This window comes from Lentzea sp. HUAS TT2 (assembly GCF_051853195.1).
GTDB lineage: Bacteria > Actinomycetota > Actinomycetes > Mycobacteriales > Pseudonocardiaceae > Lentzea.
This window is the reverse complement of the sequence record NZ_CP196667.1, coordinates 1,556,686-1,569,033: the sequence shown is the minus strand read 5'-3', so window position 1 is coordinate 1,569,033 and position 12,348 is coordinate 1,556,686. Positions and strand designations below refer to the sequence as shown.

The window sequence follows — 12,348 nt, the reverse complement described above, 5'->3', positions numbered from 1 at the left end:
TCGATGTCGTCTGCAGCGGTCCAGGCCGAGATCTTCACGCCGGCGTCGTCATCAAGTGTGGTCCGCGGACGTGCGGCGGCTGTTCAGCGGGAACGACCACCCCTCGCCGACCTCGAGCGCCTGCCGGAACCCTTCTACCGCAGCGGCCCTGGCCTGAGGGGACAGATCGCCGGTGCGTTCGGCCAGACGGGTGACGAACTCGACGACGCCGAGTTCCCTCAGCGCCAGGAAGTCTGTCAGCTCCGAGTCGACGCGTGCCGCCAGGTCGTCGTCGAAGAAGTACGCGGGGTCGGCGCCGAAGTGGTCGGCCAGGCCGAGGATGTGCTTGAGCCGCGGGTTGTCGCTGGTGTTGCTCAGGAGTTCGCGGATGTAGCTGGCGGAGATGCTGCCGAACTGGCCGGACGAGCTGATCGACGCCGCGACCTCCTCCGGTGACCACGGCCCGCGGTCCGGCGGGTGCACGGCCTCGAAGAGCGTGCTCAACGCCGTTGCCCGCCAACCGGGTCGCTCCGCGGGGTGCAGCTCACGACGGCCGCCCAGGAACACGGCGGGGTGCACGGCGAGCGCGCCGGCGAGGTCGACGATGGCCTGGCAGGTCGGGTTGTCCTTCACGCCGAGGCGCAGCTGGGAGATGTAGCCGTGCCCGATGTCGCCACCCCGTGCCTTCACCGCCGCGGCAAGCGCTACGTTGGTGACCTTGCCCCTGCCGTCGGGCGGGTTGTTGCACAGCTCGTTGAGGACCTCGGCGAACGGCCTCACGCCACACCTCCGCTGGAGCGACTCAGGGCCAGCGATCATTCCACTGTTGTGGAACCCCGAGAGCATATGGCATCACAGGGGTTGAAACCACCTGTCCGTAGCCCTATGATCACACTCCGCCGCTTGCACTGATGTGTCGCGTTTGATCCGAACGACGTCACCTCAGTTGAAAGAGGCAGATCGGGCCAGTCGAAGCTGAAGTCTGGGGGGACTCATGGCGACTGTGCGGATGGGGCTACCGGTGGACCACGCTTCCCTGCGCCTTCACGACGAGAGCGCTCCCTCGCGCTGCGGTTCGTGCGCGCAACCCGTTGGCGCGTGGGCGACTGACCGCCTGACGGGCCTCCTCGGCCGGTGGGGCTGGGACGACCAGGCGCCCGCCACGTACCGCCGTGCCCAGCGCCGGTGGGAGCAGGTCGCGCTGCTCATGATCGACCTGGACCGCTTCAAGAAGATCAACGACGAGTACGGCCACCCCGCCGGGGACGTCGTGCTGAGCAACGTCGCCGCGGTGCTGACGGCCCACACGCGTCCCACGGACCTCGTGTGCCGCCACGGTGGCGACGAGTTCCTCGTGCTGCTGCCGCACACCACGGGCGGAGAAGCAGCCGTTGTGGCGGAACGAATCCTGCGCGGCATCCGTGCGCTGCAGATCGAGATCACCACGAACGACGGCTACCACCTCACGTTGCACGGCCAGACGGCGTCCATCGGCGTCGCGTCGCACGTGCCCACCAGCGAGGACTCGCTGATCGACCTGGTCCGCGACACGGACTCGGCCCTGCAGCGCGCCAAGCGGGCCGGCCGGGCCCGCGTCCAGGTGCACGACCCGCGCGCGTTCGCCGCCGAGCGCAGCCAGGACTCCTCGGCCCTGCACCACCTGCTCGCCCTGCAGGACCTGATGAGCAGCGACCAGTTGCCGCAGGTCCTGGTCGCGTTGTCCAGCGGACCCAAGGCGGCGGAGGAACTCGTCCCGGCCCTCGGCCCGAAGGTGATCAGGACGCTGGAACGGCTGCAGGACAACGGTTTCGTGCTCCGTCGCGCCGCCTGCTACGAGCTCACGGCCGCAGCGCGCGAGTGGATCACCGACGTGCTGCCTGCCGTCGCCGCGTGGACGAACCGCCACCACGGCCTCGTCCGCTAGCACGTTCGATCGCGACGGCTTACGCGGTCGCGCCGACCCCCTTGATCCGGCCGTCCCGGAACGCGTCCACGAACAGCCGGTGGTCCTCGCGCGTCTGCCGTGCGTAGTCGAGCGCGAACGCCACGATCGAGTCGGTGAAGTCGGCCTCGCGGTCCCCGATGACGGCCGCGATGGCCTCCTCGCACTGGAAGTCCACCAGCGTCTGCGACGAGTCCGAGTCGGCCACGCAGTGCATCTTCGCGGTGGCGCGGCCCAGGTAGCCGAGCACGGGGAGCATGTCGGACGGCTCGGTGAGGTCCGACCAGTCCAGGTCGGCCTCGTAGGGGGAGAGTTCGGCGACGACGTAGCCGACGCCGTCGATCTCGGTGTGGCCTAGCCACGGGTCGGCGTGGGCCTGCAGGGCTCGCTGCGAGACGGCGGTGCGGTGGCCGTGGTCGGTGAAGTACTCGCGGATCCTGGCGTCCGGGACGATCCGGCTGGGCGCGGCGACGTTGGCCTGCTTCATGGACAGCACGACGTCGTTCTCCAACGCCTGGGAGCGCCCCTCGACCAGGATGTTGTAGGCGTGCAGGCCGGCGGAGCCGATGCCGAAACCGCTGCGGCCCACCGCGTCCTTCACGGCGTAGGTGCGGCTCGACGCGCGCTTGCCGGTCGGGATGGTGTCCAGGTAGGACGCGAAGGCGCGGGCGACGGACTCCAGCACGTCGGGCGACAGTTCGTGGATGCCCTCGCGGTCGCGGCGGAAGCGGCGTTCGTAGTCGACGATCGTGGTCTTCTCGTCCAGCAGGCCGATGCGGGTGGCGAGGCGCGCTCGTTGCAGGACGCGGTGCAGGGTGCCCTCGGTGCTGTCCAGGCGCAGGCTGAAGAGCTCGTCGTTCGGGTGCTCGTTGAACGAACGGACCTGGGCGACGTACGCGGCCACGTAGGTGCGGATCAGGTCGGTGATCACGCTGTCGGGCAGTGCCTTGCGCCAGCCGAGCAGCGCCATCGAGGCGGCGAAGCGGCGGAGGTCCCACGTGTACGCGCCGAGGTAGGCCTCGTCGAAGTCGTTGACGTCGAAGACCAGCGTGCCCTCGGAGTCCATGTACGTGCCGAAGTTCTGCGCGTGCAGGTCGCCCTGGATCCAGATGCGGCTGGTGCGTTCGTCGACCCACTCGTCGGGAAGCTCCGCCATGTCTGCGTAGAACAGGCACGCGCTGCCCCGGTAGAACGTGAACGGCTCGGCCGCCATCTTGCGGAACTTGTGCCGGAACGCGGCCGGGTCGGCTGCCATCAGGCCCGCGAAGGCCTCCTCCAGCACGCTCACGATGCGGTCGCCGCGATCAGTCATGGTGCATATCAGCACGTGAACGCCCGCGAGAGAAGGCGGGCGCGCGCAAATTTCGCCGGTAGTTCGGTCCGAGTCGGCCGCGAAACCTGGCCAAACCGGAAGAGCGAGCAGGAATCGAGAAGCCCGCACGCGGACGGCACGCCTAACGTCGGGTGCATGTGCTTCATGTTCGGTGCGAGCGAGGAACAGAGGCGTCGCCTGCTCGCGGACGAGGCGATGCGCGACGAGGAGGTACCGGTCAGCGTTCCCCCGGCCGAAGACTGGTCGCGGGACTAGGGATCGCGTTCATGTCCGGGGCGAGACTCCGGACATGAACGGATCGATGTCGCGCCGGAGCATTCTCGCCGCGGGTGTGGCGGGCTCAGCGGCGGTTCTGCTCGGTACCGGGAACGCCTCCGCGGCGACCCTCGTCACCCAGAGCGAGATCAACTCGCAGCCGACCTTCTACGAGGTGAACGGCGCCGCGTCGTCGTTCCGCTACGAGCCGGGGTTCTACGCCCGGCTGGAGACCTGGCACGTGCACTGGCGGAACTGGACGCCGTACCACTGGACCGCGCCGCACAAGATCTACTCCTACGGCGCCTACGTGAACAAGGAGGGCATGCACGGCGAGGGCAGGGCGTTCGACCTCGCGCGCATGCTCATCACCAACCGCGACACCGGCGCGACCTTCACCGCGTTCAACGGCCGCTACGACCAGTGGAAGAACTCCACCGGCGACGCCCTGCGCACCGCGCGGATCCGGTACTGGGGAACGATGGCGTCCCTGCACTACCACTTCCGGCACGTCATCTCGTACCTGGACAACGCCGAGCACCACAACCACGCCCACATCGACAACGCGATCTCGGGCAGCGGCGACTCCAGCTTCAACACCGGCTCGGCGACCCAGACGTACTTCGTCCAGGCCGCCTGCCAGTACATCTGGGGCATCTCGACCGGCATCGACGGCGACTGGGGCCCGCAGACCCAAGCCAACTCCTCCACCGCCCTCGCCCGCGCCGGTTCCGACGGCGTGATCACCACCCAGAGCCGCTGGCTCGCCTTCTGCAAGGCCAGCGCGCAGCAGGCCTGGGCGCTCGTGCCCTGACCCTCACGCGCGGCACTCCAGCAGCTGCGCGGACCCACCGCCGTAGGCAGTCGGGTCCACCGCGGAGCAGTGCGCGGTGATCCACTCCTGGCGGCCGTTGTCGCCGCGGCCGCCAGGACCGCGCCCCATCTGGTCGCCGGCACCGAGCACGAACTTCAGCCTGCCCTCGGCGACCCACGACTGCAGCTGGTCGACCGACGGCGCGTTGTCCGAGCCGGAGAACCCGCCCATGCCGATCACCACGTCGTCGGAGCCCATGATGAACGGCGACGCCATCTGCGCCGAACCGGCGACCGCCAGCGTGATCTCCGCACCGTTGCCGTTCTCCTTGGCGTAGTTGAGGATCCGCTTCTGCTCGTCGGTGAGTTCCCTGCCACCTGGACCGCCTGGTCCGGGCATCGTGCCGATCTGCGGACGGGTGGGCCGGCCGTTCCCCGAAGGCGGCTGCCCGCCCCTGAAGATCATTCCGCCCTCCCGCTGCTGCGGACCGGCCGCGGGCATCACGCCGTTCGAACTGGCTGTCGCCGCGGTGGCCGTCGACCACACGGCAGGCGCCAGCAGCACGGCGACGACCGCGGCCACGAGACCCGCCCCGCGCAGTCCGATCAGCAGCACCACGACAGCGACCGCGGCGATCGCGAGCACGGCCCAGCGCAACCAGCCGTGCCAGGACGGGTCGCGGGAGACCACGACGAACGCCCATCCGGCCGTGACCACGACCGACAACGGCAGCAGGAAGCGCACGAAAGTCCTGGCACGCCAGAACATCACGATCCCGGCAGCGCTGATCGCCGCGACGGCCGGTGCGAGCATCGTCGTGTAGTACGGGTGGAAGATGCCCTGCGCGAGGCTGAACACCAGCGCGGTGACCAGCAACCAGCTGCCCCACATGAACCAGCCCGCCCGCTCGGCCGGCACACCGGGAACCCCGCGTCGCCGCCGCAGCACACCCGCCACCGCCACGGCGCCCAGAACGATCAGGCACAACGGCAGCAGCCAGGAGATCTGCCCGCCGACCGAGGCGTCGAACATGCGCGTGATGCCGGGCTGACCACCGAACATCGCGCCGCCGCCAGGACCGCCGAACTCCATCGGACCCTGCCCGGTGGGCACGGCACCGCTGGGAATGGGCATGCTTCCGCCGCCGCGGTTGCCGCTCCCGCCGAACACCCGGCCCAGGCCGTTGTACCCGATGATCAGGTCCCACGCGCCGCCGTCCGTGCTCCCGCCGATGTACGGCTTGGAGCCCGGCCAGAACGCGTGCAGCGCCACCCACCAGAACGACGACACCACCAGCACCCCGCTGGCGGCCAGCAGGTCGAGGATCCGCCGCTTCACCGGGGCGGAAGTCCCCACCAGGTACGCCAGCGCGAACCCCGGCACCACGATCCACGCCTGCAACATCTTGGTGAGGAACCCGCAGCCGACGAAGAAAGCGCACCACAGCAACCACTTCGTCCGCGGCCGGCTCTCCGCGGACTGAACCGACCTGGTGAACGCGTAGGCGGAGGCGACGAGCAGCAGCACCAGCAAGGTGTCCGGGTTGTTGTCGCGGTTGATCGCCACCGTGATCGGCGTCAGCGCGAGGATCAGCGCCGCGAGCAGTGCCACCTTCTCGTCCGCCCACAGGCGAACGGTGCGGTGCAACAGGAACACCGCCGCGACGCCCTCGACCACCTGCGGCAGCAGCACCGCCCACCCGTGGAACCCGAAGATCCACACGGCGATCGCCTGCGGCCACAACGACATCGGCGGTTTGTCGACGGTCACCACACCGGCGGGGTCGAACGAGCCGAACAGGAAGTTGGTGAACGACGTCGACATCGACTTCGCGGCGGCCGCGTAGTAGGAGTTTCCGACCTGTCCCGCGCCGATCGCCCACACGTACAGCGCACCGGCCAGCACGCAGATCGCCACGAGGGCCCAAGCGGGCCAACGAGGAGAACGCGTGTCAACGGGTTCGCCAGCAGGGGCTGCCACTTCGGCAGTGGCGGTCATGCCTGGTCCTCTCGGTCGTTGCGGCGGAACACCCAGCTCCGCAACAGGAAGAAACGTCCCACCGTGCCCAGCGCGGAGGAGCCGAGAAGCACCACCAGTTCGAGGGCGCGCGGTGGGTCGGGGGAGACCGCGGGCAGAATGAGCAACGCGGCCGAGGTGAACGCGTAGTAGAGCCCGAACACCACGAGACCTTGCAGATGTGTTCTGCCGCGGGCGGAGTTGCGGGCCGTGAAGGTGAAACGCCTGTTGGCCTCCGTGTTGAACAACGTGGTGATCACCAGGGCGGCGAGGTTCGCCACCAGCACCGGCCACCAGAGCCGGAAGACGCCGTACAGGGCCAGGTTCGCGAGCGTGGAGATCACTCCGACCACCGCGAACGACAGCACCTGCCAGGAGAGCCCGCCCTCGCTGCGGCTCAGCACGGCGTCCGGGTGGATCGCGCGGGGCTGCGGCCGTCGCGGCAGCCCGGTCACCCGAGCCGTGCCGTTGGCCTTCGCACGAGCCACGCGGATCAACCCCTTGACGTCGTCGATGGCGGTGCCGACGACGTCGACCCGGCTGTCGACGTCCTCGACCCAGTCGACCGGCACCTCGTGCACGCGCAAACCGTTGTGCTCGGCCAGGAGCAGCAGTTCGGTGTCGAAGAACCACGCCTCGTCGCGTGCCTGCCCGAGCAGCGGCCGGATCACCTCGGTGCGCGCGGCCTTGAAGCCGCACTGGGCGTCGCTGAACTTCGCGCCGTGCGTCAGCCTGATCAACGCGTTGTAGGCGCGGGAGACCAGCTCCCGCCGCGGCCCGCGCACCGTCCGCGAACCCGGCGCGAGCCGTGAGCCGATCGCGAGGTCCGAGTGGCCGTTGAGCAGCGGCGCGACCAGCGGCAGCAGCCCGTCCAACCCGGTCGACAGATCGACGTCCATGTAGACGACGACCGCGGCCTCGCTGGCGCCCCACGACTCCCGCAGCGCCAGCCCGCGGCCCTTGCGGTCGAGGTGGTGCACGCGCACCCGCTCGTACTTCTGGGCCAGTTCCCAGGCGACCTCCATGGTGGCGTCCGTGCTCGCGTTGTCCACGACCACGATCGACCAGTCGAACGGGAACTGCTCGGTCAGGAACGCGTGCAGCACCTCGACGCAGCCGGGCAGTGCGCGTTCCTCGTTGTAGACGGGGATCATGATGTCCACCGTCCCCGTGGCCTGTGCGGTGCTCACCGCCATGTCATCTCCGTTCCACTGTGGACACAGCTGTGACCGTTGTGCAACCGAGCCTGCTGACGTTGTCGTGAGAACGTCCTTGGCTTCTGCTGAGAGAATCGTTAGAGCGCATACACACAGCTGGCTCACAGCGAGGAGCCCTACCGTCTTGCGCATGCGACTGCTCGTGGTGGACGACGACCCGGACGTGCGGGACAGTCTGCGGCGCAGCCTCGAGTTCGAGGGCTACGAGGTCACCACCGCCGCGGACGGGGCCGAGGCACTGGTCCGGCTCGCGGGCGCCGACCTGGCGATCCTCGACCTGATGATGCCGAACCTCGACGGTTCGGAGGCCTGCCGCCGGTTGCGCGCGGCCGGGGAACGCCTGCCCGTGCTGATGCTCACCGCCCGCGACGCGCTGGGCGACCGGGTGACCGGCCTGGACGCCGGCGCCGACGACTACCTGGTCAAACCGTTCGCGCTGGAGGAGCTGCTGGCCAGGGTCCGCGCGCTGCTCAAGCAGAACCGGCGGCGCCCTGTCCCGCGCACGCTCCGGTTCGCCGACCTCGGCATGGACCCGGACGCCCGCGAGGTCGTGCGCGGCGGCGAGTGGCTCGACCTGACCCCGACCGAGTTCGACCTGCTGGCGGTCTTCCTGGCCAACCCCGAGCGGTTGCTGACCAAGCAGCACCTCAAGCACGCCGTGTGGGGCAAGGACAACGGCACGAACAACCTCGACGTGTACATCGGCTACCTGCGGCGCAAGACCGAGGCCGGTGGCCGCCCCCGCCTGCTGCACACCGTGCGGGGCATGGGTTTCATCCTGCGCGAGTCGCCGTGAGCCGTCCGGTCCTGTTGCGCGGCAAGCTCGCGCTGATCACCGCGTGCGTCGTGGCGGTCGCGATCGCCGGGATCAGCGTCGTCACCTGGCTCGCCACCGAGCACAACCTGCGCACCCAGCTCGACAAGTCGCTGCTCGCGAGCGTCCCGCCGCGGATCGGTCAGCCGCTGGAACCGGGGGAGCGGCGCGAGTTCAAGATCCGGTGCGACCAGGGCGTTCCGGCGGAAGGACTGCAACAGGTCCTGCAGGGCATCCAGACCCTGAACGCCGACGGCAGCACCTGCGCGCCGCCCGGAGTCGACCCGGTCGTCAACGTCGCCGGCGACTTCGTGACGACACCGACGTTCCGCGACGGCATCACCGAGTCCGGCGCCGAGGCACGCGTTCTCCTGCAACCGATGGACCCCGGCGAGGTGCTGATCCTGAGCCGCAGCACGGCCGAGATCGACACCACGCTGACCACGCTGGCCGGGGTCCTGGTGGGCGTGTCGATCTTCGGCGCGCTGCTCGTGGCGGGCACCGGGCTCTGGCTGACCCGCCGCGCCCTGGCCCCGATGGAACGCCTCACCGAGACCGCCGAACACATCGCGCGCACCGAGGACCTGACCACACCGGTCACCGTCGACGGCCAGGACGAGGTGGGCCGGCTGGGCCGCGCGTTCACGTCGATGACCGCAGCCCTGGCCGAATCCCGTCGCCGCCAACGGGATCTCGTCAACGACGCCGCACACGAGCTGCGCACCCCGCTGACCAGCCTGCGCACCAACATCGACCTGCTGGTGCGCAGCGAGCGCACCGGCCGTGAGCTGCCCCAACGCGCCGAGGTCCTCGACCGCCTGCAGGCCCAGAGCCAGGAGTTCAGCGACCTCGTCACCGAACTGGTCGTGCTCGCCCGCGACGACCGGGAACTGGCCAGCGAGCCCGTCGACGTGGCCGCGGTGATCGACAGGGCCGTCAAGCGGGCCCGCAGCCGTGCCCACGACCACGTCTTCGACGTCGACCGCGCGGAGTGGTCGACCGTCGGTGACGCGGGCGCGCTGGAACGCAGCGTGCTCAACGTCCTCGACAACGCCGTGAAGTTCTCGCCGGCCGGCTCGACGATCACCGTCCGCTCGAGGCCGGGCTGGCTCACCGTCAGCGACGAGGGACCGGGGGTGCCGTTCGAGCACCGGAACGCGGTGTTCGAACGGTTCTGGCGTGCACCGGACGCCCGCGGCCTGCCCGGATCCGGTCTGGGGCTGGCGATCGTGGCGGACATCGTCGAGGTGCACGGCGGCAGCGTGCGGTTCGTGCCGAGACCGCGCGGTGCGTCCGTGCGAATCGAGCTGCCCGCCAACTGATCAGACGATCGGCGCTGGTTCACACAGGCGGCTCTGCACCACGGTGGTGGCATGAAGCGCACACACCGGCGCCCTGCCCTGCTGATCACCGCGCTCCTCTCCGTCGCGATGTTCAACCCCGGGAACTCGGTAGCCGCCCCTGAAGATCCGTCGAACCACTGGCAGTACGACCACTGGCCGCAGCAACAGCCGTGGCAGCAGTCCAGGGACTCCGCCCGCGTGCTCGCGCAGGCAGGATTCCCCGGGCCGATCGACCCGCAGAACTGGGTCAACCCCGACCACATGACGTGGGAACGGGACTACAAGAAGATTCCCGGTACGAACTGGGCCGACCCTGCTGTCAAGGGTTCGGTGCGCACCTTCAAGGGCGCGCTGGTCCTGCTGGACTACCCGAACCAGCCGTTCGTCGTCACGCAGGCCAAGAACTCCACGGTGTTCGGCAACCCGAGCGCCGAGGCGTCCAACGTGCCGCGCGCCGAGGTCGGGCAGTTCTACCAGGACTTCCTCAACAAGCCGAACGGCCTCAACCGCGGCCACACCGTGCACGAGTACTGGATGGAGACCTCCGGCGGGCGCTACGGCGTCGACCTGAAGGCGTTCGGCCCGTACACGATGCCGGGCAAGGACCACGAGTACGCCATGGAGTTCCAGGGCGGAACCGGTTGCCCCGCAGGCGACTCCTGCAACCGCAACATCCGCACCGACGGCCGTGCCGCGTGGGTGGCCGACGTCGGCGCCGAGGTGCCGGCGGGCTACGACTTCATCTACTACCTGTCGGCGGGCCAGGACGAGTCCGGTACCTGGCAGGAGTTCGGGATGATGAAGTTCCGGGCCAAGGAGGACGTGACCGACGACTTCGGCCCGCCGGACCCCGCGCTGCCGAACTGGTCGAGCACTCGGTACGTCGACTGGACCTCGTGGGCCGCCGGCTCGTCGATCTGGCCCAACGCGGGCGGCGGTTCGTCGACCCAGGCCGAGAGCTCCGGCCAGGGCGTGTACGCGCACGAGCTGAGCCACATCCTCGGCATCGGCGACAACTACAACAACCCGTACGGCAGCCCGCCGCGCCGTGACTACAGCGGCCCGTGGGACATGCTGTCGCGCGGTTCGTTCAACGGTCCCGGCGGCCCGCACTCGCGCTGGACGATCCCGTCGACCGGCGGCGGATCCCTTGGCGCGCAACAGACCCTGCGCAACAAGATCAAGCTCGGCATCGTGGACGAGAAGAACGTCCTGCGGCTGTCGCGCGAGGCGCTGGCCGGTTCCGGCACGGTCATCGCGAAGATCACCGCGCGCGAGGTCAACCCCGGCGCCACCGGTCTGACCGGCATCAACCTCGCGCTGGGCACCGGCGACAAGTCCCCGTCCTGCAACGTCTCCACCAACCCGTTCTGCGACGGCGGCGGTTACAACAACTACACGCTCGAGGTCGTGGACCGGATGGGCGCCGACTCGTTCACGCCGGACTCCGGCGTGATGCTGGCCAAGACCAAGAACGCCGACGCGGCACCGTTCACGTGGGTGATCGACGCGAACCCGCAGGACATCGGCATGACCGACTACGTCCTGCCCGACGGCACCAAGGTCCCGATCACGATCGGCGACTACCGCCAGCTGTCCGACGCGCTGCTGCACGCGGGCACGGACTCCGGCAGCGAGTTCGAGTTCGTCGACACGGCCAACCGCCTGCACTTCTACGTGCTGGACCTGCAACGCGACTCCCGTGGCGTGCTGTCCTACACGGTGGCGGTCCGGTCGCTGGACGGTGCGGGACCGCAGCAGCGCGGCGTGCGGGTCAACCCGGCCAGCGCCCGTGCGGGGACCGACGGCGTGGCGACGTGCCGCTTCCCGTTGACCAACACCGGTCGCACGGCGCCTCCCGGTGGTCAGCACCCGGAGCCCGTCGACCAGTACCTCGACGGTGACGTCTACCGCGTGACGGCGAAGGCGGCGAACGGCTGGACCGTCTCGGTGCCCAACGCGCTGGCGACCGCCAAGTTCGGCGGGACCGTCGAAGTGCCGGTGCACGCGCAGCGGGGCAGTGGGCCGATCATGTCGAAGGTGACCTTGACGGCCGTGTCCGAGAGCAACCCCGCCAGGTCAGCGACGGCCACCTGCACGGTGACCGGCCGCTAGCGGCGACGGCTCCGGGCCGGCCCGCGCCGGCTCGGAGCTTCCCGTTGCTGCGGAACCGGTCCTGACGTCAGCATCACGAAGCACGCGAGCAGCAGGATGGTGCCGCACGCCAGCCACGTCAGCGTCTGGACAGCGGAGATCGGTGCGATCACGCCGATGCTGAACAGCAGCAACGGCATGCCGAGCGCGTAGCAGACACCGGCCGCGAACGTCCGGCCCGAGCCGTTGACCAGCAACGGAAGCGCGGCGATCGCGGTCAGGACCGCGAACACGAGCCACGCGTACGTCAGCCCGGTGTGCAGCGCGATCGTGACGTCGAGGCCGTCCTTCGCGCGGATCGCGGACTCCAACTCGGCCGCGTGGCTGAACCCGACGGCGGCTCTCGTCCCCGCGGCGACGGCTGTGAGCAGCAACGACGCCCCCAGGATGGTGCGACCGCGCCGGACGGGATCGACTCGTTTCCTGGTGTCCACGCATCCCAGTCTGTTGGCAGTCATGGGTCGTGCGCTGCCGCACACGC

General features: G+C 69.5%; 10 protein-coding genes. 5 read left to right on the top strand and 5 right to left on the bottom strand.

The features are described 5' to 3' along the window. Positions 1–51: 51 nt before the first annotated feature. Positions 52–759 (bottom strand): hypothetical protein, encoded by a 708-nt coding sequence (locus ACSHWB_RS07760; protein WP_439661392.1) that lies wholly within the window; start codon positions 757–759, stop codon positions 52–54. Positions 760–1,000: 241 nt separating this feature from the next. Between ACSHWB_RS07760 and ACSHWB_RS07755 the strand changes: the two genes are divergently transcribed. Continuing rightward, positions 1,001–1,903 carry a diguanylate cyclase gene (locus tag ACSHWB_RS07755; protein WP_439661391.1) on the top strand — a complete coding sequence of 301 codons (903 nt, stop codon included), beginning with the start codon at positions 1,001–1,003 and terminating at the stop codon, positions 1,901–1,903. A 19-nt stretch (positions 1,904–1,922) separates the two neighbouring features. Here the strand turns inward: ACSHWB_RS07755 and ACSHWB_RS07750 are convergent, their stop codons facing one another. Continuing rightward, positions 1,923–3,233 (bottom strand): DUF2252 domain-containing protein, encoded by a 1,311-nt coding sequence (locus ACSHWB_RS07750; RefSeq protein ID WP_439661390.1) that lies wholly within the window; start codon positions 3,231–3,233, stop codon positions 1,923–1,925. A gap of 310 nt (positions 3,234–3,543) precedes the next feature. On the opposite strand from ACSHWB_RS07750, the gene ACSHWB_RS07745 reads away from it, so the two are divergent. Continuing rightward, positions 3,544–4,323, top strand: a complete 780-nt coding sequence (locus tag ACSHWB_RS07745; RefSeq protein ID WP_439661389.1) for a hypothetical protein — start codon at positions 3,544–3,546, stop codon at positions 4,321–4,323. Between the two features lie 3 nt (positions 4,324–4,326). Here the strand turns inward: ACSHWB_RS07745 and ACSHWB_RS07740 are convergent, their stop codons facing one another. Together ACSHWB_RS07740 and ACSHWB_RS07735 are read right to left on the bottom strand one after the other, a co-directional pair. Continuing rightward, positions 4,327–6,321 carry a glycosyltransferase family 39 protein gene (locus ACSHWB_RS07740; RefSeq protein ID WP_439661388.1) on the bottom strand — a complete coding sequence of 665 codons (1,995 nt, stop codon included), beginning with the start codon at positions 6,319–6,321 and terminating at the stop codon, positions 4,327–4,329. Further along, positions 6,318–7,535: a glycosyltransferase gene (locus ACSHWB_RS07735; RefSeq protein WP_439661387.1), complete on the bottom strand. Its 1,218-nt coding sequence runs from the start codon at positions 7,533–7,535 to the stop codon at positions 6,318–6,320. Before ACSHWB_RS07735 ends, ACSHWB_RS07740 begins: the two co-directional genes overlap by 4 nt. Before the next feature lie 151 nt (positions 7,536–7,686). On the opposite strand from ACSHWB_RS07735, the gene ACSHWB_RS07730 reads away from it, so the two are divergent. The 3 genes from ACSHWB_RS07730 to ACSHWB_RS07720 are packed head-to-tail and all read left to right on the top strand — an operon-like array spanning position 7,687 to position 11,828. Beyond that, entirely contained in the window at positions 7,687–8,352 is a 666-nt protein-coding gene (locus ACSHWB_RS07730; protein ID WP_439661386.1) for a response regulator transcription factor, read from the top strand. After that, entirely contained in the window at positions 8,349–9,692 is a 1,344-nt protein-coding gene (locus ACSHWB_RS07725) for a HAMP domain-containing sensor histidine kinase (RefSeq protein ID WP_439661385.1), read from the top strand. Before ACSHWB_RS07730 ends, ACSHWB_RS07725 begins: the two co-directional genes overlap by 4 nt. 51 nt (positions 9,693–9,743) lie before the next feature. Further along, entirely contained in the window at positions 9,744–11,828 is a 2,085-nt protein-coding gene (locus ACSHWB_RS07720; RefSeq protein WP_439661384.1) for a M6 family metalloprotease domain-containing protein, read from the top strand. Here the strand turns inward: ACSHWB_RS07720 and ACSHWB_RS07715 are convergent. Beyond that, positions 11,825–12,301 (bottom strand): hypothetical protein, encoded by a 477-nt coding sequence (locus tag ACSHWB_RS07715; RefSeq protein ID WP_439661383.1) that lies wholly within the window; start codon positions 12,299–12,301, stop codon positions 11,825–11,827. The two genes, ACSHWB_RS07720 and ACSHWB_RS07715, sit on opposite strands and share 4 nt — an antisense overlap. Positions 12,302–12,348 lie beyond the last annotated feature (47 nt).